This is a genomic window from Bradyrhizobium shewense, from assembly GCF_900094605.1.
In the GTDB taxonomy this organism is placed as follows: domain Bacteria; phylum Pseudomonadota; class Alphaproteobacteria; order Rhizobiales; family Xanthobacteraceae; genus Bradyrhizobium; species Bradyrhizobium shewense.
The window spans coordinates 36,897-59,041 of the sequence record NZ_FMAI01000010.1; the positions used below are offsets into that span (position 1 = coordinate 36,897).

24 protein-coding genes, 1 tRNA gene and 1 pseudogene are annotated in these 22,145 nt (G+C 64.8%); 16 read left to right on the forward strand and 10 right to left on the reverse strand.

Annotated elements, in window-relative coordinates:
* Positions 1-9 precede the first annotated feature (9 nt).
* A complete protein-coding gene (locus tag GA0061098_RS19880) occupies positions 10-1,074 on the reverse strand; it encodes an acyl-CoA dehydrogenase family protein (RefSeq protein WP_091959689.1) in 1,065 nt (354 codons plus the stop codon).
* 261 nt (positions 1,075-1,335) lie between these two features.
* Here GA0061098_RS19880 and GA0061098_RS19885 point away from each other — a divergent pair, with 261 nt between their 5' ends.
* Entirely contained in the window at positions 1,336-2,121 is a 786-nt protein-coding gene (locus tag GA0061098_RS19885; RefSeq protein ID WP_091959692.1) for an SDR family NAD(P)-dependent oxidoreductase, read from the forward strand.
* A 204-nt stretch (positions 2,122-2,325) separates the two neighbouring features.
* Here the strand turns inward: GA0061098_RS19885 and GA0061098_RS19890 are convergent, their stop codons facing one another.
* Together GA0061098_RS19890 and GA0061098_RS19895 are read right to left on the reverse strand one after the other, a co-directional pair.
* Positions 2,326-2,598, reverse strand: a complete 273-nt coding sequence (locus GA0061098_RS19890; protein ID WP_018316463.1) for a GlsB/YeaQ/YmgE family stress response membrane protein — start codon at positions 2,596-2,598, stop codon at positions 2,326-2,328.
* Between the two features lie 42 nt (positions 2,599-2,640).
* Positions 2,641-3,213 (reverse strand): YidB family protein, encoded by a 573-nt coding sequence (locus GA0061098_RS19895; RefSeq protein ID WP_091959695.1) that lies wholly within the window; start codon positions 3,211-3,213, stop codon positions 2,641-2,643.
* 162 nt (positions 3,214-3,375) lie between these two features.
* On the opposite strand from GA0061098_RS19895, the gene GA0061098_RS19900 reads away from it, so the two are divergent.
* Positions 3,376-4,383 carry a 2-dehydropantoate 2-reductase gene (locus GA0061098_RS19900; RefSeq protein WP_091959698.1) on the forward strand — a complete coding sequence of 336 codons (1,008 nt, stop codon included), beginning with the start codon at positions 3,376-3,378 and terminating at the stop codon, positions 4,381-4,383.
* A gap of 16 nt (positions 4,384-4,399) precedes the next feature.
* A complete protein-coding gene (locus GA0061098_RS19905; protein ID WP_091959702.1) occupies positions 4,400-4,612 on the forward strand; it encodes a hypothetical protein in 213 nt (70 codons plus the stop codon).
* A 216-nt stretch (positions 4,613-4,828) separates the two neighbouring features.
* Here the strand turns inward: GA0061098_RS19905 and GA0061098_RS19910 are convergent, their stop codons facing one another.
* Positions 4,829-5,449 carry a hypothetical protein gene (locus GA0061098_RS19910; protein WP_091959705.1) on the reverse strand — a complete coding sequence of 207 codons (621 nt, stop codon included), beginning with the start codon at positions 5,447-5,449 and terminating at the stop codon, positions 4,829-4,831.
* Between the two features lie 256 nt (positions 5,450-5,705).
* Here GA0061098_RS19910 and GA0061098_RS19915 point away from each other — a divergent pair.
* The 5 genes and pseudogenes from GA0061098_RS19915 to GA0061098_RS19935 all read left to right on the forward strand — a co-directional run.
* Positions 5,706-6,462, forward strand: a pseudogene (locus GA0061098_RS19915) (AMP-binding enzyme); the annotation flags it as partial.
* A 21-nt stretch (positions 6,463-6,483) separates the two neighbouring features.
* Entirely contained in the window at positions 6,484-7,122 is a 639-nt protein-coding gene (locus GA0061098_RS19920) for an RraA family protein (protein ID WP_091960323.1), read from the forward strand.
* Between the two features lie 137 nt (positions 7,123-7,259).
* Complete coding sequence (locus GA0061098_RS19925) at positions 7,260-8,147, forward strand: hypothetical protein (RefSeq protein ID WP_091959708.1); 888 nt, start codon at positions 7,260-7,262, stop codon at positions 8,145-8,147.
* 20 nt (positions 8,148-8,167) lie between these two features.
* Entirely contained in the window at positions 8,168-8,539 is a 372-nt protein-coding gene (locus GA0061098_RS19930; RefSeq protein WP_091959711.1) for a dimethylsulfonioproprionate lyase family protein, read from the forward strand.
* A 47-nt stretch (positions 8,540-8,586) separates the two neighbouring features.
* Positions 8,587-9,543 carry a tripartite tricarboxylate transporter substrate-binding protein gene (locus tag GA0061098_RS19935; RefSeq protein WP_091959713.1) on the forward strand — a complete coding sequence of 319 codons (957 nt, stop codon included), beginning with the start codon at positions 8,587-8,589 and terminating at the stop codon, positions 9,541-9,543.
* 10 nt (positions 9,544-9,553) lie between these two features.
* On the opposite strand, the gene GA0061098_RS19940 is transcribed toward GA0061098_RS19935, so the two are convergent.
* Complete coding sequence (locus GA0061098_RS19940; RefSeq protein ID WP_091959716.1) at positions 9,554-9,913, reverse strand: VOC family protein; 360 nt, start codon at positions 9,911-9,913, stop codon at positions 9,554-9,556.
* Positions 9,914-10,047: 134 nt separating this feature from the next.
* Between GA0061098_RS19940 and GA0061098_RS19945 the strand changes: the two genes are divergently transcribed.
* From GA0061098_RS19945 to GA0061098_RS19955, 3 genes are all read left to right on the forward strand, one after another.
* Positions 10,048-10,124: transfer RNA gene (locus GA0061098_RS19945), tRNA-Arg, on the forward strand.
* Between the two features lie 115 nt (positions 10,125-10,239).
* The gene (locus GA0061098_RS19950) at positions 10,240-10,962 is read left to right on the forward strand and encodes a DUF2569 family protein (RefSeq protein WP_091959720.1); all 723 of its coding nucleotides are present in this window, start codon (positions 10,240-10,242) and stop codon (positions 10,960-10,962) included.
* Between the two features lie 153 nt (positions 10,963-11,115).
* On the forward strand, positions 11,116-12,255 hold the full coding sequence (locus GA0061098_RS19955) for an amidohydrolase/deacetylase family metallohydrolase (protein ID WP_091960328.1): 1,140 nt from the start codon (positions 11,116-11,118) through the stop codon (positions 12,253-12,255).
* A gap of 40 nt (positions 12,256-12,295) precedes the next feature.
* Here the strand turns inward: GA0061098_RS19955 and GA0061098_RS19960 are convergent, their stop codons facing one another.
* Entirely contained in the window at positions 12,296-13,021 is a 726-nt protein-coding gene (locus GA0061098_RS19960; RefSeq protein WP_091959723.1) for an alpha/beta hydrolase, read from the reverse strand.
* Positions 13,022-13,161: 140 nt separating this feature from the next.
* Here GA0061098_RS19960 and GA0061098_RS19965 point away from each other — a divergent pair, with 140 nt between their 5' ends.
* Positions 13,162-14,142 carry a helix-turn-helix domain-containing protein gene (locus tag GA0061098_RS19965; RefSeq protein ID WP_091959726.1) on the forward strand — a complete coding sequence of 327 codons (981 nt, stop codon included), beginning with the start codon at positions 13,162-13,164 and terminating at the stop codon, positions 14,140-14,142.
* A gap of 6 nt (positions 14,143-14,148) precedes the next feature.
* Here the strand turns inward: GA0061098_RS19965 and GA0061098_RS19970 are convergent, their stop codons facing one another.
* Positions 14,149-15,294 carry an acyl-CoA dehydrogenase family protein gene (locus tag GA0061098_RS19970; RefSeq protein ID WP_091959730.1) on the reverse strand — a complete coding sequence of 382 codons (1,146 nt, stop codon included), beginning with the start codon at positions 15,292-15,294 and terminating at the stop codon, positions 14,149-14,151.
* Between the two features lie 126 nt (positions 15,295-15,420).
* On the opposite strand from GA0061098_RS19970, the gene GA0061098_RS19975 reads away from it, so the two are divergent.
* Positions 15,421-16,098 (forward strand): alpha/beta hydrolase family protein, encoded by a 678-nt coding sequence (locus GA0061098_RS19975; protein WP_091959733.1) that lies wholly within the window; start codon positions 15,421-15,423, stop codon positions 16,096-16,098.
* Between the two features lie 244 nt (positions 16,099-16,342).
* Here the strand turns inward: GA0061098_RS19975 and GA0061098_RS19980 are convergent, their stop codons facing one another.
* On the reverse strand, positions 16,343-17,317 hold the full coding sequence (locus GA0061098_RS19980) for a ketopantoate reductase family protein (protein ID WP_091959736.1): 975 nt from the start codon (positions 17,315-17,317) through the stop codon (positions 16,343-16,345).
* A 150-nt stretch (positions 17,318-17,467) separates the two neighbouring features.
* Here GA0061098_RS19980 and GA0061098_RS19985 point away from each other — a divergent pair, with 150 nt between their 5' ends.
* A complete protein-coding gene (locus GA0061098_RS19985; protein WP_091960332.1) occupies positions 17,468-18,271 on the forward strand; it encodes an enoyl-CoA hydratase-related protein in 804 nt (267 codons plus the stop codon).
* 3 nt (positions 18,272-18,274) lie between these two features.
* Here the strand turns inward: GA0061098_RS19985 and GA0061098_RS19990 are convergent, their stop codons facing one another.
* Both GA0061098_RS19990 and GA0061098_RS19995 read right to left on the reverse strand, forming a co-directional pair.
* A complete protein-coding gene (locus GA0061098_RS19990; RefSeq protein ID WP_091959739.1) occupies positions 18,275-18,547 on the reverse strand; it encodes a hypothetical protein in 273 nt (90 codons plus the stop codon).
* A gap of 147 nt (positions 18,548-18,694) precedes the next feature.
* Positions 18,695-19,579, reverse strand: coding sequence for a LysR family transcriptional regulator (locus tag GA0061098_RS19995; protein ID WP_091959743.1), 885 nt, complete (start codon positions 19,577-19,579; stop codon positions 18,695-18,697).
* Positions 19,580-19,690: 111 nt separating this feature from the next.
* On the opposite strand from GA0061098_RS19995, the gene GA0061098_RS20000 reads away from it, so the two are divergent.
* Both GA0061098_RS20000 and GA0061098_RS20005 read left to right on the forward strand, forming a co-directional pair.
* Complete coding sequence (locus tag GA0061098_RS20000; RefSeq protein WP_091959746.1) at positions 19,691-21,055, forward strand: FAD-dependent oxidoreductase; 1,365 nt, start codon at positions 19,691-19,693, stop codon at positions 21,053-21,055.
* Between the two features lie 35 nt (positions 21,056-21,090).
* Positions 21,091-22,095: an ABC transporter substrate-binding protein gene (locus GA0061098_RS20005; protein WP_091959749.1), complete on the forward strand. Its 1,005-nt coding sequence runs from the start codon at positions 21,091-21,093 to the stop codon at positions 22,093-22,095.
* Positions 22,096-22,145: the final 50 nt, after the last annotated feature.

A 22,145-nucleotide genomic window follows, 5' to 3' on the forward strand; every position in this document is an offset into this window, starting at 1 on the left:
TCTCCCGGATCAGCGCGACGCCACGAGCGGCCACAATTCGTCGGCGCCGCGGCTTGCGACCAGCTTGCCGAGCTCGACGGCCCAGTGGCTCTCCGAGCCGAAATCGTCGCGCCAGGCCAGCGATCGCAGCGAGTAGCGGTGCAGGATGTGCTCGAGGGTGAAGCCGATGGCGCCGTGCACCTGATGCGCGATGGCGCCGCCCTTTTCCGCGGCTTCCGCGCAGCGGATCTTTGCCGAGGCAGCTTCGAGATAGACCTCGTCGTCGAAGCGCGTCGCATTCGCGATGGCGTCGGCGGCCGAGGTCGCAGCCGCAAGAGCCGCGGCGGATTCGCCGGCGAGACGCGCCAGATTGTGCTGCACGGCCTGGAATTTCGAGATCTTCTTCTCGAAGGCGACGCGCTCGTTGGAATAGCGCACGGAGATGTCGAGCATCGATTCCAGCGCACCGGCGATCTGCAGGCTGCGCGCGACGCCGCCCATCAGCATCATCGTGGTCTGGTCAAAGCCCTTCGGCGCGGCCTTGAGGGTGACGGGCTGGATCTTGTCGAGCGTCACGGTGTCGCTGTGGTCGTAGCCGACATTGAGGCCGGACTCGATCCGGACCTTGCCGGCATCGACCAGCGCGATCGAGACGCCGTCCTTGCCGTGCGCCAGCACCGCAAAGTGCTTTGCCGCCTTGGCAAAGGGCACACCGCGGGCGCGGCCGGAAAGCGAGCCATCAGCATCGAGGGTGATGCGGTCCTTCGGCGAGGCCGGCAGCACCGTCATCTCGCCCTCGGGCGATGCGATCTTCGCCTGCGCCAGCAGCCAGCCGGCCAGCATGGTTTCGGCCAGCGGAACCGCGACGGCGAAACGGCCGGCGGCGTTCAGCAGCGCAAAGCCGTCGGCGAGGCTCGCGCCGGAGCCGCCGAGATCATCGGGCACCCAGGACAATGGCAGGCCGGCTTCGCTCAGCGCCCGCCACAGCGGCGCCTGCCAGGAATCCTTCTTGTCGTTGTTGATGGTTTGCGGATCGGCGAGATCGGCGAAGATCTTCTCCGCAGTCTCGACGACGATGTTATCACTCTCCGCCACAGCGTTCCCCGTGTTTTGCCGTTGGCGCGTCCCGCCTCGTAGAGCGAACCGCGCAGGTCTTCTTGCGCCCGATGATCCGAAAAAGCCATGGCCCTGACAAGCGTTGATCGCAGGTCAACCTGCAGCGCGGGCATGGGGGCAAGGATCAATAGGAGGCTAATTCCGCTTAGCGGAGTTTGCTTGATTTGCAGGGCGCGGCAAACTCGCTAAACAAGGCCAGCGACTAAAGGCTCGCATCAGATACAGGGGAAGGAAATCCGGATGGCCAAAGACAGTCTGTGCGCAATCGTGACGGGGTCCGCATCCGGACTTGGCGCAGCAACCGCGGAAATCCTCGCGCGAAGCGGGGCGCGGCTCGTCATCAACTATTCCTCTAGCCAGAAAGAAGCCGAGGCCACCGCGGACGTCTGCCGCAAGGCGGGCTCTCCGGAAGTCCTGGTCGCGCAGGGCGACGTTTCAAAGGACGACGATTGCCGCAAGATCGTTGCGGCAGCCAGCGGATGGGGCCAGCTCGACATCCTCGTCAACAATGCCGGCACCACCAAGCATGTCGCCCATGCCGATCTCGACGGATTGTCGGCTGAAGATTTCCAGCGCGTGTATGGTGTCAACACCATCGGCCCGTTCCAGATGGTGCGTGCCGCGCGCAGCCTGCTCGAAGCCGGCGCCAAGGCCTCGGAGCGGCCCTCCGCCGTGGTCAACGTGTCCTCGGTCGCCGGCATCAGCGGCGTCGGCTCGTCGATCGCCTACGCCGCGAGCAAGGGCGCGCTCAACACCATGACGCTGTCGCTGTCGCGCGCGCTGGCGCCGCTGATCCGCGTCAACACGGTATGCCCCGGCTATATCGACACGCCCTGGTTCACCAAGGGCCGCGGCGAAGCCGGCGCCAAGCAGGTGCGCGACAGCGTGGTGGCGAAGGTGCCGCTCAGGGTCGCGTCGACCGCCGAGGACATCGCGCAGCTCGTCTGCTTCCTGGCGATGCCGGCCTCCAGCAACATGACCGGCGAGGTCGTGCGCATGGATGCGGGGATGCATTTGATTACCTGAAATCGCGTTCCAATCTCCGCTGTCATCCCCGCGAACGCGGGCATCCATAGCCACAGGGAGAAGTTTGGCGGGACTCCGGTCACTCCGAGTCTTCGCCAAACCACTCCCTGTGGTTATGGGTCCCGGATCGGCGCGCGCTTAGGGCGCGCTTGTCCGGGACGACACCGAGTTGGGTGATAGGTCGCGCCACAACGCGACAGGGGTCTACCCCTTGATCACGCCGCTCGCGACCAGCCGGTGCCAGATGAACAGCACCACCACCGCGCCGAGCGTGGCCATGATGAAGCCGGCACCCTGGTCGGGGCTGTAATGGCCGATCGCCTGGCCGATGAAGGTCGCGAGAAACGCGCCGGCGATGCCGAGGATGGTGGTGAGTATGAAGCCGCTCGGGTTGTTCGGTCCCGGCGCCAGCCAGCGCGCGATGAGGCCAGCGACGAAGCCGACGACGATGATCCACAACAGGCCGCCCATGCTCATGAGTCTGCTCCCCTTCCCGAAAGCGCGTCGATCAACGTCCGATTAAAGTTTGCCGGAGAGCTCATTCTCGGTCGGCAGCCGTCCGTCCGGCGTCAGATGGTCGATCACCCGCGGCAGATACTGGCTGAGGCCGTTGAGCAACTCGTCGCGCGACAGGCCGCTCTGGGCGGACAGGCTTTCGATCTGGTCGGCGCCGAGTGCGTTCGCGAGATCGCCCGGCGCGATCGGCTTGTTCTGGCCCTTGCCGACCCAGGAATTCGCGGTGTCGCCGTGGCCACCCTGCTGGAGCTGGTTGAGGAGATCGCCGAGGCCGCCGCTGAGCACGGTGCCGGCCGCGCCGCCCGCAAGCAGGCCGCCGAGGCCGCCTTTGAGCAGGCCTCCGAGACCGCCAAGACCGCCGCTGTCCGCGTTCACCGGCGGAGGGGCCGGCGTCGGCGACGGCTGCGGCGCCGTACCGGACTGGTTTGCGGTCATGTGCTTGAACGCCTTCCAGGCGAGCAGGCCGAGCAGCGCCATGGTCATCGGCGACATGCCGCCGGAGGAATTCTCGGAGCTGGGTGTAGAGGGGCCGCGCGGGCCGTTCTGCATGCCGTTGAGGACGTCGAGTAGACCCATGGTGCTCTCCTTTGGCGTCTCGTTCGGCGAGCGCTCGCCGCTGGCTGCCCCCGGGCCGAAAACATATGGGGCTCTCATGACGGTTACAAGGCGGATGCGCCGCGATGGGCAGCCGCCCTCGCCTCTGCTATCGAGGGCGGGTCGTTCAGGGAGCAAGGCGAGGTGATGACGGATCGACCGATCGTGGTGGCCGGCGCGGGCGCCATCGGCTGTTTCGTCGGCGGCATGCTGGCGGCCTCGGGCCGCCGTGTTGCGCTGCTGGTGCGGCCGCGGGTGAAGACCGAGATCGAGCGGTTCGGCCTGCGACTGACGGATTTCGACGGCTCCGAGACGAAGCTCGGCGCAGGGCAGCTCGCGCTGTCGGAGGACCCCGCTATCTTCCACAGCGCCGGCATCGTGCTGGTCACGGTGAAGAGCGCCGACACCGCCGATGTCGCGGATCAGATCGCGCAGCATGCGCCTGAGGATGCCGTCATCGTTTCGCTGCAGAACGGCATCGGCAATATCGCGGTGCTGCGCGAGCGTCTCGGTGGGCGCCGCGTGCTCGCGGGCATGGTGCCGTTCAACGTGATCGCGATGGGCGAGGGCCGTTTCCACCGCTCGACCTCCGGCGATATCCATGTCGGAGAGGACGCTGGGAAGACGGCCGCGGCGCTCTCGGTGCCCGGCCTCACGGTGCGCGCGAGCGGTGACATCACCGGCGTGCAATGGGGCAAGCTGATCATCAATCTGAACAACGCGCTCAGTGCATTGTCCGACATGCCGCTCGCCGCGCAACTGGCGAACCGCGACTGGCGCAGGCTGTTCGCGGACCAGATGGCCGAGGGGCTGGCCGCGCTGAAGGCCGCCGGCATCGCGCCGGTCTCGGCGACGCCAATCCCGATGAACTGGACGCCGGCCTTGCTGCGGCTGCCCGATATGATCTTCAACGCGATCCTGGGGCGGACCATGAAGATCGATCCCGAGGCGCGCTCCTCGATGTGGCAGGATTTGAAGCAGGGACGCAAGACCGAGATCGACTATCTCCAGGGCGCCGTCATCGCGCTCGCCGAGCAAAACCATGTCGAGGTGCCGCTGATGCGCCGCATTGTTGCGCTGATCAAGGAGACGGAGGCAGCCGGCAACGGTCCGCCGCGGCTGACGCCGCAGCAGATTCGCGCGGTGGTTTGAATGCAAGGAGGGACCGATGAAACGTAGCTTGATGATCGGGTTCGCGCTTGCCGCGCTTTGCGGCGCATCGACGCTCGCTCTTGCGAGACCGCCGACGGTCGTGAACTCGCCCGGCTATGATAGGCGGTTGCAGGAGAGCAGGTCGCAGTTGGGCAGTTCGCCGACGACTGCGCCGGTGGATGCGCCAACGGTCAAATCGAAGCGCGGCAAGAAGAAGCAACCGAACTGACACGTTGTGTGTGCGTAGGTGGTGCGACATCCTCAGTCGTCGTCCCGGACAAGCGCAGCGAAGCGGAGCGCTGATCCGGGACCCATAGCCACAGGATTTGGTTGGCGAAGACTCGGAGTTACCAGCCCGCCCTACAACCACTCCCTGTGGTTATGGGTCCCGGATCTGCGCTTACGCTTGTCCGGGACGACAGCGGAGAGTTATCGAGGGAGCAGCTCAGCCCTTCTTCGCCGGCTTGCTCGGGGTCGGATTGAACAGCTTCTTCAAATCGTTCAAGCTCTCCGACAGCCGCGGCCATTCGCAGGAGAATGAGCCTTTGGTGCACGCGCCCTTCGAGCGCTGACCGACGCTCTGCTGCACCTTCGGCCGCTCGACCGGCACGGGCACGCGCGCGACGTCGGTTCGCAGCGCGACCTGCTGGAGTTGCCGCGCCTGCAATTCCTGCTGCTCGCGCTGTTGACGGGCGGCGGCCTCGGCCGCTTCGTTGCTGCGGCGCTCTTTGGCGAGATAGGTCGTATAGGCTGCGTCGATCTTCTTCTGCTCCTCCGGCGTCGGATTGGGGCCGGCGATGTCGAAGGTGCGATCCTGCAGGAAGTCGTAATAGGAGTAGCCGCCGCCTGGCTTGCGGCGGCCGGCGAACTTGGCGTTGCAGTCGGCGAGTGCGGATGTCTTCTCGGACTTGGTCGCAGCCTTCTCGGCGGCGTCGGCGCATTCCTCGAAATCGACCGGCGTGCGTTTCCACCATTGCGCCTGGGCATGCGCGTGCGTCAGCAGGAAAAATCCTGCCGCGGCAACAAGAACCAGCGCCGCACGACGCAATGCTATCACGGACGACATTCTACGAGAGCATTCCTTGCAAAACTCAACCCGAACTGAGTCGAGCCAGATTTTTGCCTCTTTATCGCCGGCTTGTCACCCATGGAACTCGGGAATTTCATGGCTGGGATGCTGACATTTTGTGCTTGACGTGGCGCATGAGTCACAGCGCCGCCCCGGCGGGCTGCTACACGTCGCCTTGCGAGCGCCTCACCTGAGGCGGCGCCAAGAAAGACGCCAAGAAAACGAAATGGAAACGCCCGATGCTGCTGCCCCTGTGTGGAAGTGTGGTGCGACGCCGACCTCGCTGTCGTGGCGACTGCCGCGCGGCGAGGCCGCGGCCGTGCTCGACATTCTCAGGCCGGCGCTGGTGGTCGGCGGCGAGGCCGACTGGAACGCGCCGAACCGCCTCCCGGCGGATTTCGTGCCGGAAGGATTTTCGGACCAGGCGCTGACGCCGCCGGTGGCGCGCTACTGGAAGGCCATGACCTCGGGCGGCTCGACCGGCCGGCCGAAGGTGATCCTCGATCATCAGCCGGCCGTGACCGACACGGTCGCCGCGCCGCCGCTGAGCCGAAGCGCCGCAGCGATGGCTGGGAATCGCTCGGCGATATCGGCAGGCTGGATGCGGAAGGCTATCTCTATCTCGGCGACCGCCTCGCCGACATGGTGCTGCGCGGCGGCGCCAACGTCTATCCGGCCGAGGTCGAGGCCGCCGTCTCCGAGTGTCCGGGCGTGCGCTCCTGCGTCGTGGTGGGGTTGCCCGATCCGGAATTGGGTCAGCGCGTGCACGCCATCATCGAGCCGGAGGGCGACGCCGACGGCCAGGCGATCGCAGACGGCATGGCGGAGTTCTTGAAGGACAGGCTCAGCCGCTACAAGCATCCGAAAAGTTCGAGATTGTCGGCGCCCCGCCGCGCGATGATTCCGGAAAAATCCGCCGCACGCTGTTGCGCCACGAGTGCGCAACGTGGATGAAGGAAGGGCGCGCCTTCCGGATTTGGCCGGCAAAGGTGCGGGCGCACGCCGATTGATTGACGGAAGGAATCCAGGACATGACCATTACCATCGCAGCCAACAGCGTGCCGAAACCGCCGGCCGAGATCATCGAGGGCTTTCGCGGTGCGCCGACCTCGGTCATCTCAGACAATCTCGCGCGGCTGCCCGGCGCGGTCGGGCTAAAACCCTATCATCGCGGGGCTAAGCTGGTGGGCACCGCCTTCACGGTGCGCACCCGCCCCGGCGACAATCTCGCCATCCACCGCGCGCTCGAGCTGGTCGGCCCCGGCGACGTCATCGTGGTCGATGGCGGTGGTGACGAGACCCGCGCGCTGGTCGGTGAGATCATGAAGAACATCGCGCAGTGGCGCAAAGCCGAGGGCTATGTGATCGACGGCGCGATCCGCGATGTCGCGGCCTTCGCGGCCGACGACTTCCCCTGCTACGCCCGCGCGGTGATCCATCGCGGTCCCTACAAGAACGGCCCCGGCGAGATCAACGTGCCTGTCACGATCGGTGGCAGCGTGATCTCGCCCGGCGACATCGTGGTCGGCGACGAGGATGGCGTGGTGTCGTTTCCCGCCGCGGGCGCCGCGCCGCTGCTCGAAGCCGTCCGCGCCCAGGTCGCGCGCGAGGAGGAGACCATGAAGGCGATCCGCGAGGGCCGCTATCAGGGCTCGTATGGCAAGACTTGATCAGGCGGGGCTTAAGTCAAGGCAATGGCTGAACTGATCGAAAGCCGACGTCAGCCATTTGCTATTTTCGAAAGTGATTCACGACCCTTGTTTCGGCCAAAGTTCTCTCATGCTTTTTGGTGCTGAGGTTACTTTACATGATGAGGAATTACGCGATCGTCCTGCCCAGCTTCCTCCTTCTGTGGATGTCCGGAAGCAACGAGGTCAGCTCGGCGAAAATGCGCGAGGCCACCAACACTCATCCCACGCCGGCGATCGGCACTGTCGCTTTGACGGATGCAGAACGGCGGATGACGGAGGAGATTTATGCAAAAGTAACGGGGCTGTCCCAAGGTGAGGTGGGAAAGCGCTTCGCGGCAAGTGGAGTCTTGCGATGTCCCGGCGGAGCCAGCAGCGCTCAAGTCACCGGAGCGCGCGACGTGATCACGACGGTGGCTCACGCGTTTCGGGACGCTTGCAAGCCTCATACGTCACCAGAGAAGTGCATATTCGAATACTATTTGGGAGCAGAGAAGCGGATCATTCCCTTGTCGGCAGCTCTATGGATGGGCACCTGCGTCGATGCTGCACCGAGGCAGGGCAGCGTCGATTGGGCCGTCGCAAGACTTAGATTTCCCGCAGATGTGACGCCGTACGAAATTTATGAGCAGCCCGAAACTCTCGTGGAGCTGGAGCGTGTTCTGGCAGTTGTCGGTTATGATATCGAAGCCACAGGAAAGAGGGACAAGGACGGGCCGTTCAACAAGACGATCCAGGAGTGTCAAATCCGCGACGTGAGGGATTGGCAGACATTTGAAACGAACTGCGAGTTCGAGTTCGGGGCATCAGGGAGCGCCCTCTTTCGCCAGTGGGGCCGTCGAATGACTTTGCTTGGCGTCGTTTTCGGGGACTATCACAACGAAGAATATTGTCCACGAGGCGGCTGCGAGTTCAAGAGCCGGAAATGGTCGAGTTTGTTTGTGACCTTAAGGGGCGAGTTCAAAGATCGGCTCGTGGCCGCCGTACGTCAGTCGGCAGCAAGATGAAACGTAGAAGGGAAAATGACGTGAGCCAGAAGGACGAATTCCATCACATAGACGACACCAGCGACGGGCTGTTCCGCGAGCTCGCAGCGGGGGTGACCACGCGCATCTTCTCCGGCGAGCAGGCGATGCTGTCGGTGGTGACGCTGGCCCCGCATGCGCAGGGCACGCTGCACCATCATCCCGAGGAGCAATGGGGCGTGCTGCTCGACGGCTCCGCCATCCGCGTCCAGGGCGATGAGGAGATTGCCGTGAAGAAGGGCGATTTCTGGCGCACCCCGGGCAATGTGCCGCACACCATGCGCGCCGGCCCCGACGGCGCCAGGGTGCTGGACATCTTCAGTCCGCCTCGGCCAGAATACAAGAAATCGGGGTCGGGCTTCGGCACGACTTAGCGCCAAAGAGCAAAAAGCCAGGCGCTGAAAACAAAAGGGAGGGGACCATGACGATCACACGACGTACGCTGCTGGCTGCACCGGCCATTCTCGCAATGGCACCGGCAGCGGCGCAGGCTGGCAAGATCACGCTGGTCGTGCCGTTTCCGCCGGGCGGCTCGACCGATGCGATGGCGCGGCTGTTGCAGGCCAGCCTGCAAACCAAGCTCGGTCGCATCGTCGTGGTCGAGAACAAGTCCGGCGCGGCCGGCGCGCTCGGCGCGGCGCAAGTCGCCAAGAGCCCGGCGGACGGCACCTCGTTCCTGGTCACCTTCGATTCCCACGCTGTGATTCCGTCGATTCTCGACAAGCCGCCGGTGGATGTCGAGCGCGAGCTGATGCCGGTCCTGCTGATCGGCACCGCGCCCTACGTGATCGCTGCCGGCGCCGGCCGCCCCTACAAGAGCTTTGCCGACGTGGTGGCGGCCTGCAAGGCGACGCCGGGCGCGGTGAAATACGCCTCCGTCGGCATCGGCACGCTCGGCCATCTCGCGATGACCGTGCTCGGCAGCAAGGCCGGGGTCGAGATCATGCACGTGCCCTATCGCGGCGGCGGCCCGGCCATGAACGACGTGCTCGGCGGCCATGTCGATCTCATCGCGGGATCGGCCGCGCTGGTCGCCGCCCAACTCGGCACCAACATGCTGCGTCCGATCCTGCAGCTCGGCCGCGAGCGGCTGCCGGCCCTGGGGGATACGCAGACCGCGATCGAGGCGGGCTTTCCCGATTTCGAGACGCTGGCCTGGTGGGGCATCTTCGCGCCCGCAGGCACGCCGCCCGATATCGTCGCAGCCTTCGCGACGGCGTCCAAGGAGATCCTCAGCGAGCCCGCCACCGCCGCCCAGCTCAAGGACACCCAGCACATGACGCTGCTGCTCCAGGACGGTGCCGCCTTCAAGAGCTTCTTCGACAAGCAGGTCGCCTATTGGGGCAAGGTAGTGAAGGACAACAATATCAGGGCATAGGGCCGCCGCTTCATGCCCCCCGTAGCGGCCGTGCGAAACTGAGCTCATGGCCGTCGGGGTCGGTGAGATGGAAGTAGCGCTCGCCCCATTCGGCATCGCGCGGCGTGGTCGACGGCTGCCACCCGGCAGCGCGCGCCTGCGCGTAGGTCTCGTCGACATCGGCCACGTAGAAGATGACGCGGCCCCACCAGGACCAGCGCTTGTCCTCCGGCTGCGCAGTCAGGTTGAGATAGCCGCTGCCGGCGCGAAAGCTCGTGAATGCGGCGGCTTCGCCACCATACAAGAGCTCGAACCCCAGCGAGCGGTAGAAGTGCACGGCGCGCGCCATGTCATGGGTACCGAGCGTGATGGCGCTGATGCTGTCGATCATATGAGCTGCTCCGTTGGGAGGGCCCTGGAAGCATAGCCGCCCCGTTCAGGTTGACGATGGTCTGGCCCCTGACGGCTGGCGAACCGCATTTTGCTCTGCTATGACGGGATCGAACCCGTACCCACGGGTTCCGCGGTCCCGTAGCTCAGCCGGATAGAGCGACGGTTTCCTAAACCGTAGGTCGGAAGTTCGAGTCTTCCCGGGATCGCCATTTTTCGAGAGTTTGCGCGTCACCACGCGCGCAGTGCCGGTATCCCCATCAATAGATTTCTATCGTGACGTGTGCCGACAGCTGGCTAAAATACGGCGGGTGCAGGGACCTTTGGATGGCGGATTCATGGTACTACGCGGAGGGCGGGCAGCGGCGCGGCCCGTTCTCGATTTCTGAACTCCTTCCGCTCCTCGCTGGTATCGCCGATCCTCGGCGTGTGCTGGTCCGGCGACACGGCTTCGAGAATTGGAAGCCGGCCGGGGAGGTGCACGAGATCACGCAGCAGCTCCTTCAATCGCCGCCGCCAAGCCCGGCATCCCCGCCGGTTGAGGTCATTCGCGAGCCGGCCGTTCCCGCAGAAGACGCCGCTTCATTTAACGACGTCCAGCCAGAGATGACCGGCATCAGCGGCTGGCTCGGCCTTCTGGCCTTCGGCCAAATGATCGGCATCGTGCGCTTGGTCGTCAATACCGCGCAATATGTGCAGTCGATCTCCAGCGAGACCTGGGTGCAATTCTCAATCGTATTTTGGGGCGAGATAGCGATGAACGCCGCGCTGATCGGTCTCGCAATCTGGACGGCGGTGCTCCTGTTCATGCATTCCCGCAGATTTCCAGCGTTCTTCATCGTGCAGATGATCTGTGCGGTACTGATGCCGTTGATCGATCTGGTTTGGGCCGCATCGATCTTTTCCATCGGCTTGAACCGTCCGTTCGGTGATTTTTTCACTATCGAACCCCTTCAAGTCGCACGAATGGTCGTCGGTGCGATCAGTGCCGCGATTTGGATATCGTACGTCCTTCGCTCCCGCAGAGTCGCGAATACGTTCACGGAGTAAGCCGTCACGCAATCCGCTGGCCCGTCAAGCCGAACGGACAGGACGCCCGCTGATTTGCTCGGCTGGTGTGAAAATTGCTAACAGAAGCGGCCGGGCTGGAAGGGCACCCTTCCAGCCCGGTCCATTCCTGTCCTGCTACCCCCGGAGACCATGATGCCTTTTGACCTGATCCTTCGCGGCGGAAGGGTCGTTGACCCCTCCCAGAAGCTCGATGCCGTGACGGATGTCGCCTTTGCCGGCGGCAAGGTGGCGGCGGTCGGCAGCGGGCTCAAGGCGGATCCGGGCACCGAGGTGCGCGACGTCTCGCGTTATATCGTGACGCCCGGGCTGATCGATCTGCACACCCATGTCTATTGGGGCGGCACCTCGCTCGGCATCGATGCCGAGGAATTCTGCCGGCTCTCCGGCGTCACCACGGCGGTCGACACCGGCAGTGCGGGGCCCGGCAATTTCGCCGGCTTCCGCAAGCATGTGATCGAGCCGAGCCAGGTTCGGATCCTCGCTTATTTGCACGTTTCCCATGCCGGCATCTTCGGCTTCTCGCACCGGATCATGGTCGGCGAGAGCGAGGAGTTGCGGCTGATGAATCCGATCGAGGCGGCCAAGGTGGCCGATGCCAACCGCGATCTTATCGTCGGCATCAAGGTGCGCGTCGGCTTGCACTCCTCGGGCACGTCTGGGGCAGTACCGCTCGACATCGCGCTCGAGGTTGCCAACGAGGTCGGCATGCCCCTGATGGCGCATATCGACCATCCGCCGCCGAGCTATGAGGAGGTGCTGGCGCGCCTGCGGCCCGGCGACGTGCTCACCCATGCGTTCCGCCCTTTCCCGAACACGCCGGCGACCGCGCAAGGCACGGTGAAGAAGGCGGTGCTGGACGCGCGCGAGCGCGGCGTGCTGTTCGACATCGGCCACGGCAAGGGTTCGTTCGCGTTCAAGACCGCGCGTGCGATGCTCGCCAACGGCTTCTATCCGGACACCATCTCCTCCGACATCCACCAGCTCTGCATCGACGGCCCCGCCTTCGACCAGGTCACGACGATGTCGAAATTCCTGTGCATGGGCATGGAGCTGTCGGATGTGATCGCGGCCTCGACGGTGAATGCCGCGATGGCGCTGCGGCGCCATGAACTCGGCAGCCTCAAACCCGGCTGCGTCGGCGACGCCACGCTTGTTACGGTCAAGCAAGGCCAGTTCGACTACGAGGACGTCGTCGGCGAGCACCTGATCGGCGACCGCAAGATCGTGTCCGAAGGCGTCGTCATCGGCGGTCGCTGGTGGCATCCGAACTGAGGCGGCGCTCACTTGTGAGCGTCGCCACGGGATTCACCTGTCAGTCGCGTCCCGCTTCCATGATCGCTTTGGCGAGCCGCGCCGGATCGGAGAAGCACAGCTCGTGGCTTCCCGGCACTTGCACCAGGCGGAACAGGCCGAGCTTCTCCGACAGCCGCGGGTGCCAGGGATGGCTGTGCGGCATCGCGATGTCTTCGGTGCAGTTGATGTAGGATTTGGCCAGCGGCATCTCGGCTGGATTGGTCTTGAGCGCGATCTTGTCGGTGAAGGTCGCCAGGGGATGCGGGTTGAGCACGTCGTAGGCCTTCTGCGCCAGCTCGAGATCCGCATCGTTGATGAAGGCCTCGCGCCAGACCGGGAAAGGCAGGACCACCGAGCCGTCGCCGCGCTCGGCCGCGATCGCGTCGAATAGCCCGATATAATGCGGCGGCACCATGTCGTTGAGACATTCGCCGTCGTTGGGCACGAAGGCATTCCAATAGACCAGGCGGCGGATGCGTTCCGGTGCCAGGTCGGCGACGCCGGTGATGACCATGCCGCCATAGGAATGGCCGAGCAGGATGACGTCCTTCAGATTGTTCTCGGCAAGATAGTCAGCGATCGACTGGATCGCTTCCTTCAGCCCGGTCGTCTTGGCATCGCCCGGACGGTTGCCCTTGATGGTGGGGGTATAGACCTGATGGCCCGCCGCGCGGATGGCTGCGGCGACAGGCTCGAACTCGGTGCCGGTGTGCCAGGCGCCGTGGACGAGAACGTAGGTGGACATGTTGTGGCTCCTCCCGAGGATGTGGTTAGATCGGCGCATGATGGTCTTGGCGGGGCAATGTGGCCGCGCGGCAAATCTGGACCGGTAACGAAATTCGTTGCTTGGCTGGGAGTGAACCGGATTGGTCTCGGAGTGAACCGATGCAGCAGATCGAGGGCGCCGTTCCGTCACGCCAATCGGCCTGGGACACCGCGGGCGTCCGGCCGGCGGAGCAATTCGCCTATTATCGCGAGGCGATCTGCCAGGCCTTCATGAATCTGACGCCGGAGCCGGCCGCGGCAGCCGGCTTTCCCGCCAGCGTCGAGCACGTCCGTCTCGGCGACGCCGCAATCAACCGCGTCAGCTTTCCCGAACACGTGGTGCGCCGTTCCGCAGCCGACATCGCGGCGTCCGACCGCAGCTGCTTCTATCTCAATCTGAAGCTGGCCGGCCGCTGTCGCATCCAGCAGGGGGACCGCGAGATCAGCCTGTCGCCCGGACAGGTCGGCATCTTCGACAGCGATCGGCAGTTTGCGCTTCTGCACGATCGTGGTCCGCAATTGCGCGTCGCCTCGTTCTGGGTGCCGGCAGAGGCGTTGCGCGAACGGCTGCCCGCTTCGTTCGATGTCGCTGCGGTGCGCGTGTCCGATGATCCCTTCGTCGGCCATCTCATCGTCGAGACGGCGCGCACGCTCAGCGACGGCGCGCTGCGCATGACCGAGGACGAGGGCGTGCTGCTGTTTCGGGCGTTGATCGAGCTGGTCGCCGTGAGCCTGTCACGTCGCAGCCGGGCAGGTGCTGCCGAGTCGGAAAATCTCGCCGATACCACCACGCTGGCCTTGAAACGTGCCATTCACCGGCGGCTCCGCGAGCCCGGGCTTGCGGTTGCCGATGTCGCCGATGCCGTGGGCATCAGCGAGCGCTACGTGCATAAACTGCTGGCGCGATCGGGCTCCAGCTTCACCGAATACGTCATCGACCATCGGCTCGACGGCGCGGCCAGGGATCTCAGGGATGCTGCGATGGCGGATCGTGCGATCGGCGCCATCGCGTTCGACTGGGGCTTCTCGGACCTGTCGCACTTCACGCGGCGCTTCAAGCAACGCTTCGGCTGCCGGCCGCGTGACTGGCGTGCGCAATGAATCGGGCTACAGCGACCTCGCGATCAGCAGCTTCATGATCTCGTTGGTGCCGCCATAGATCTTCTGGATACGGGAATCGATGAAGATGCGCGAGATCGGATATTCCTGCATGTAGCCGTAGCCGCCGAACAGCTGGAGACATTCGTCGGCGGTCTCGACCTGCTTCTCCGAGCACCAGTATTTCGCCATCGACGCCGTGACGGTGTCGAGATCCCCGGCGACCAGGCGCTCGATGCACCAGTCGACGAAGACGCGCGCGATCATCGCTTCGGTCTTGCGCTCGGCGAGCTTGAAGGCGGTGTTCTGGAAATCCATCAGCGGCTTGCCGAACGCCTTCCGCTCCTTGGTGTAGTCGGTGGTGAGCTTGACCGCGCGCTCCATCGAGGCGACGGCGCCGACCGCGAGCGCAAGGCGCTCCTGCGGCAATTGCTGCATCAGCTGGACAAAACCCTGGCCTTCCTCCTTGCCGAGCAGGTTCTCGGGCGGCACGGTGACGTTGTCGAAGAACAGCTCCGAGGTGTCGGAGGCGTGCAGGCCGATCTTGTCGAGGTTGCGCCCGCGCTTGTAGCCGTCTGCGCCTGCGGTCTCGACCACGATCAGCGAAATGCCCCTGGCGCCGACGTCGCCGGTGCGCGCGACCACGATGACGAGATCAGCGGCCTGGCCGTTGGTGATGAACGTCTTCTGGCCGTTGATGACGTAGGAATTGCCCTGCTTCTTCGCCGTGGTCTTGACGGCCTGCAGATCCGAGCCGGTGCCGGGCTCGGTCATGGCGATGGCGCCGACCATCTCGCCCGAGGCCATTTTGGGCAGCCAGCGCTTCTTCTGCTCTTCCGAGCCGTAATTGAGGATGTAATGCGCGACGATGGCGCTGTGCACGGAGACGCCGGTCGTCATCTCCGGCACCGTGCTTTCGAGATCGTCCAGCACGGCGGCGTCATAGGCGAAAGTGGCGCCCAGCCCGCCATATTCCTCCGGCACGCTCGCCAGCAGCGCGCCCATCTCGCCGAGCCCGCGCCAGGCGAAGCGGTCGACCATCTTCTGCTCGCGCCATTTCTCGGCATGCGGCGCCAGGTCCTTGGCGAGGTATTTCCGGAACTGGTCGCGGAAGACGTCGAGCTCTTCGGTCATCCAGGAGGAGCGGTAGGACATGGTTACCTCGGTTGATGCGCAGTTCCGGCTTGGTAGGCTAGTCTGCGGCGGCAATTATTGTGTTTTCAGGCTGCGCCGGTGACGCTACCAAGGCGGCCGGAAACGCGTCTGTCGGGATGATCGATTGTGGCTGTCAAAACTCAAGAGCTCAAGCTCGCCATCGAGGACATCGGCGCTGTCTCAGCGATCTTGACGCAGCCGGACCATGCGAGCGCCTGTTACGTGATGGCGCATGGCGCAGGCGCCGACATGCGTCATTCCTTCATGGAGAAGGTCGCGGAGGGTCTCGCGGGCCGCGGCATCGCGACGTTCCGCTTCAATTTCCTGTACATGGAGAAGAAGCTGGGGCGTCCGGACCAGCCGGCAGTCGCGCACGCCGCCATCCGCGCGGCCGTCGCGGAGGCGGCGCGGCTTTGTCTCGGGTCGAAGCTCGTCGCCGGCGGAAAGTCGTTCGGTGGGCGCATGACATCGCAGGCGCAGTCCAAGGCGCCGCTGCCTGGTGTGGAGGGGCTTGCCTTCCTCGGTTTTCCCCTGCACGCGGCCAAGAAGCCGTCGGCCGAACGGGCCGAGCATCTCGCGGGCATCGCCATCCCCATGCTGTTCCTGCAAGGCACGCGCGACGGGCTTGCCGATCTGAGCTACCTGAAACCTGTCGTCGAGAAGCTCGGCGCGAAGGCGACGCTCCACGAGGTCGAAGGCGGCGATCACTCCTTTGCGGTGCTGAAAAAGTCCGGCCGGACGAATGAAGGGGCGCTCACAGAGGTGCTCGACACGCTCGCGGCCTGGATCGACAAACTCGCTTAGAGCGTGACGGCCTGAATCGAATGGAGTTTGGCTAACAGCAGTACTCTCTCCGTTCCCTTCCCCCTTGTGGGGGAGGGGCAGGGAGGGGGGTGCCACACGGGGACTCTCTCCATCGTGCGCCCGTCTTCGACGACAACAATGGACACCTTTTGCTGGGCTACCCCTCTCCCTAGCCCTCCCCCACAAGGGGGAGGGAACGCATCTCGATCGAGGCGCGAGTGAGACTCCCATCACGCCTCAAGGCTCACGCCGCATAAAGCCCCTTGTCACGCGCCTTCTGGATCGCGAGCGCGGCGATCAGGTCGAGCGTCGGTGTCGACAGGCCGGCGGTGCGCGCGAAGGCGGCGGGCGCCTTCACCAGCACGTCGATCTCCATGGCGCGGCCAAGCTCGTAATCCTGCAGCAGCGATGGCTTGTGATTGGGGGCGGGTCCGCTCCGCGTCACGCGCTTGACCTCGGGGATGAAATGCTGCGCGATGTCGTTGGCCTCGTTCAGCATGCGCGGGATGACCTCCGCAAAGGCGGCGTCGTCGCGCACGCCGCGTGCGGTCTGGCCGGTGAGCAGGCACAGCACCGACAGCGACATGTTGGTCAGCAGTTTTGACCAGATCGCCTCGCGGATTTCCGCGACCGGCGGTGATTCCAGCCGCGCGTCGTTGAACACGTTGCGAAGCTTCGTGATGCGCTCGCAATTGCGGTCGTCGCATTCGCCGATCAGCAGGCGGTTGCGGTCCGGGGTGAGGTTGTGCACCACGCCCGGCGCCGTCACCTCGTTGGAGGAGAAGACGACGCCGCCGATGATCCGCTCCTTCGGGATGCAGGCGCGCAGGCGTCCGCCGGGGTCGAGGAAGGAAATGTCCGGCGGTGTCGGATGCCGCGGCGGCAGGCCGATACCGTACCACCAGGGAATGCCGTTCTGCGCGAACACGATGGCGGTGTCGTCTTGCAGCAGCGGCTTGATGCTGGAGATCAGCCCCGTCAGCGCGGTCGCCTTCAGCGTGGAGATCACGACGTCCTGCGGGCCGAGCTGGGCCGGATCCCCTGATGCGTTCACCTTGGCGGAGACCTCGGAATCGCCGACCCGCAGCTTAAGTCCGCCCGCGCGCACCGCCTCCAGATGCGCGCCCCGCATCACGCAAGAGACCTCATGGCCGGCGCGCGCCAGCCGTACCGCAATGTGGCTGCCGACGGCGCCCGCGCCGAAAATGCAGATGCGCATGTTGATCCCGTCCCTGATCCCTTGGTGCCATCAGGCGGCAGCATGACACAAGCCGCCATGCGATGGACGCGGCTGCCCTACGCCGGAAAGATATGGATCAAGGCGCGCGGCCTCGGCCATAGTGCGCGGCAAACAACCGGAGGATCGCCGATGACCGCCAACCCCGTCCTGTGGACCCTCGATGAGCGTGGGGTTGCGACCGTCACGTTGAACCGGCCGGAAGTCAACAACGCCTATGACGGCGCGCTGATCGCGGGCGTGCTCGCGGCGATGGACGATCTCGGCAAAAAGTCGAATCTTCGCGTCGTCGTGCTGAGGGGTAACGGCAAGCATTTCCAGGCCGGCGCCGACCTGAAATGGATCAACGGCGTGCGGCCGCAATCGGCAGAGGCGAACGAGGCGGCCTCGCGCGCGACCTTCGAAGCCGTGCAGCGGCTCAACACGCTGCCGATCCCGACCGTGGCTCTGGTGCAGGGCGGTTGCTTCGGTGGCGGCACCGGCGTGATCGCAGGCTGCGACGTCGTGATCGCCGCGGACAACGCCCTGTTCTCCATCACCGAGGTGCGCTGGGGCCTGACCGCCGCGATCATCATCCCGCAGCTCTGCGACGCCATCGGCGTCCGGCAAGTGCGGCGTTACGCGCTGACCGGCGAACGTTTCGGCGCCGAGGACGCTCGCCGCATCGGCCTCGTGCATGAGGTGGTGCCGCTCGCCGAACTCGAAGCCGCCGGAGCCAAGGTGGTCGAGCAATTGCTCGCCAACGGGCCGGAGGCGATGGCCGAGACCAAGAAGCTCGCGCTGGAGAGCTCGTTCGGCGGCATGGCGGTGGACGATGCGGCGTATGCGCGGCTCGTGCACCTGCATTCACTCAAGCGCCAGAGCGCGGAGGCTGCAGAAGGGCTGGCCTCGTTCGCCGAGAAGCGGGCAGGGAATTGGGGTGGTGGGAAAGGTTGAGCGTCAGCAGCCGCGGCAGATGTTGTTGATGCTGCGATAGACGGCGTCGTCGTCCTGCCGCATCTGGCGCAGCGTTTCGAGTGTCTGGCCGTCATTGGCAGGCGCAACGGGCTTGCGCTTTGCGGCGAGTTCGTCCTCCTGCTGCTTGTAGCAGGCTTCGCGCTCGGGTTTGGTTTGAATGAAGCGGCAGTTCTGCTCAATGGCTGCGGCGGGAGGCGCCGAGCGCGCGAAGGCGAGCAGGGCGGGGAGAGTGAATTTCAAAGCGATCGTATCCATGGCGGCCCTTCTGTCAGGTCCGTCATTTGCAAGCAACTGTCTTGTGGCACGTGTGTAGCCCGGATGGAGCGAAGCGCAATCCGGGGCAGGCGTTCCCGCATTCCGCTGCGCTCGATGCGGGCTACGACCACCCACATTCGACGTTACTCACAGCGACGGCGCCAGCGACGTTTTCAGTAGCGTGAGCAGCGCCTGTACCGCGGCGGCGTTGCGCCGTCGTTCTGGGATCGCGGCTTTTACCCACAGCTCCGGAATCGGAAAGTCGCGCAGCACCGGCTTGAGCGTACCGTCGCGCAAGGCATCGGCCACGAGATAATGCGAGAGCAGCGCGATGCCGTTGCCGGCCATCGCGCTGCGCGCCAGCACGTGTCCCTCGTTGGAGGAGAGCAGCGGGCTGACCTGGATGCTGATGCGGCCGCGCGGTCCGTCGAAGATCCATTCCGGGCCGGTCGGCAGAAAGCTGAGGCAGCGATGCTCCACGAGATCGCGCGGGTGCTTTGGCATGCCGTGCTTCTTCAAGTAGGCGGGCGAGGCGCAAAGCAGCCGCTTCAGCGCGCAGAGCGGTTCGTCGACCACGCCGCCGAACGAATGCGGGAAGGCTCCGATGGCGATGTCGAAGCCTTCGGTGACGGGATCGACCGGGCGATCGATCAGCACGATATCAAGCTTCAGCTTCGGGTTCTGGGTCTGGAACGCGCTGAAGGCGTCGGCGAGCCGGGCGACGGTCAGCGAGGTCGGTGCCTTGACGCGCAGATGATCGACGAGATCGTGGCCCTTCTCGCCCATGCGTGAAAGCAGATCGGTCGCATCGGTCACCACGCCGCGGGCGCGATGCACATAGCGCTGTCCGGCCTCGGTCAGCCGCAATTGCCGGGTCGAGCGGTGAAACAGCGCCGTGCCGATCCGCGCCTCGAGCTGCGTGACGCGTTTTGCCACCACCGAAGTCGAGACACCGAGCTTTCGCGCGGCGGCCGAGAAGCCGGCCGCATCGGCAGTGGCGAGGAAGGCCTGGAGGTTCACGAGGATGTCCATGTCGACCTTTCTCGATTCGCGAAAGCTGATCGCGTATTTTGATGGATTGTACCTAGGTGCGCGCTAATTCATAGTCGCTCCCAAGCAAAGGAATTTGGGAAGGGACGCGCCATGCGGGCCACGACGATCGAAGAACCGGCACGACAGGTGCCGCTTTATGGCGAATATGAAGTCGTCGTGCTCGGTGGCGGTCCGGCCGGCATCGTCGCCGCAGCCTCAGCCGCGCGCGCCGGGCGGAAGACGCTTCTGATCGAGCGCTATGGCTTTCTCGGCGGCATGGGCACCGCTGCCGGTGTCACAAATTTTTGCGGTCTGCATGGCAATGTCTACGGCCAGGCCCATCGCCTCGTGCAGGGCATGGCGTCCGAGCTGCTGGCGCGGATCGATCGGCTGAACGGCCTCAACACCCCGCATCTGATCCTCGGTAAGGTTTTTGCGCAGGCCTATGACACGGCGGCCTACAAGATCGCGGCCGATCAACTTCTCGCAAGCCACAAGGTGCACATCCTCTTCCACGCGCTCGGCGCCGGCGTCGTGATGGATGACGATCGCCGCATCGACGCGCTGATGGTCGAGACCAAGGCCGGACGGCAGGCGGTGCGATCAGAGATTTTCATCGACTGCTCCGGCGACGGTGACCTCGCCGTCTGGGCCGGCGCGCCGTTCGAGCTTGGCGATGAGCATGGCCATCCGATGTACCCCTCGATGATGCTCCGTCTCAACGGCATCGATCCTGACAAGGCCGGCGATGCCTGGCGCACCATTCCGCAATTGATGGAGAAGGCGCTCGCCGCCGGCACCCACACATTCCCGCGAAAAAGTGCCATCGTGCGGCCGCAGAAATCCGGGATCGAATGGCGGGTGAACTTTACGCAAGTGGCGCGCGAGGATGGCCACGCCATCAACGGCGTCGAGCCCGACGATCTCACCCGCGGCGAGATCGAGGGCCGCAAGCAGGCGCTCGCCGCCTTCGAATTCCTGAGCACCGTGCCGGGCTTTGAAAAATCCTACATCGTCGATTTGCCGCCGCAGCTCGGCATCCGCGAGACCCGTCGCATCAAGGGCGGCTACCAGCTCAGCGGCGAGGACGTGCTCGGCTGCGCCTCCTTCGAGGATTCCATCGGCGTCAATGGCTGGCCGATCGAGGCTCATGTGCCCGGCGACGTCGTCTTCACCTTCCCGCCGATCCCGGAATCGCGCGGCTATAACGAGCTGCCCTACCGGATGTTGGTGCCTGAAGGTGTCGATAATCTCCTGGTCGCCGGCCGCTGTGCCTCCATGACCCATGAGGGCCAGTCCGCGGCGCGGGTCTCCGGTGCCTGTTTCGTGATGGGCGAGGCGGCTGGTTCCGCCGCCGCGCTGGCGCTCTCCGGAAACCGGATCCCGCGCGAAATCCCCATTGAAAAGTTGCAGGAAACGTTGAAACAACAGGGCGCCTTCATCGGACGGGATCAGCCCGTGCCCGAGGGCCTGTAACGGACTGCAAGATAAACAACGGCGGAGGAAACGGGATGATCGGAATTGCGCGGCTCGCGGCAGCCAGTCTTTTGGCGATCATGGCAATGGGCACAGCCCACGCCGAGGATGCGCTGAAGGCCAGGATCGGCGTGCTCCGTCTGTCGTCCTCCGCGCCTGTTTTCATCGCGCAGGACAAGGGCTATTTTCGCGAGGCCGGCCTGGAGGTCGAGCTGAAATTCTTCGACGCGGCGCAACCGATCGCGGTCGCGACGACCTCGGGCGACGTCGATTTCGGCATCACCGCCTTCACCGCCGGTCTCTACAATCTCGCCGGCAAGGGCGTGCTGAAGGTGATCGGCGGCATGAGCCGCGAGAAGGCCGGCTATCCCCTGATCGGCTATTTCGCCAGCAACAACGCTTACGCGGCTGGATTGAAGACGCCGAAGGACCTCGCGGGCAAACGCGTGGCGATGACGCAGGTCGGCTCCTCGTTCCACTATTCGCTCGGCCTGCTCGCCGACAAATACGGCTTCAAGCTTGCGGACGTGAAGATCGTGCCGCTGCAATCGCTGTCGAACGCCGCCGCCGCGCTGAAGGGCGAGACCGTCGATGCGGCGCTGCTGCCGATCTCGACCGCACGAAAGCTCACGGACGAAGGCGGCGCGAAGTTCTTAGGGTGGGTCGGCGACGAGACGCCCTGGCAGCTGGGTGCGGTGTTCGCCTCGCCGAAGACGCTGACCAACAAGGCGCTGGTGACAAAGCTGCTCGGCGCACTCGCCAAGGCCGACCGCGAATATCACGACGTCATCCTCGCCGCGATGAAGGACGGCGTCGCCCCGATCAACGACAAGACCAAGCCGCTGCTGGAGATCATCGCAAAGTACACCAATCTCCCGGTCGAGCAGGTGGTCGGCAATTGCGCCTATATCGATCCCGACGGCAAGCTGGACGTGAAGAACGTCGACAACCAGATCAAATGGCTGCAGGAGCAGGGCTTCGCCGACAAGGGCTTTGACGCGAATGCGATCATCGCCAAGGATTATGTGAAGGCGGATTGATGTTTCCGTCATTCCGGGGCTCGCGAAGCGAGAACCCGGAATCTCGAGGT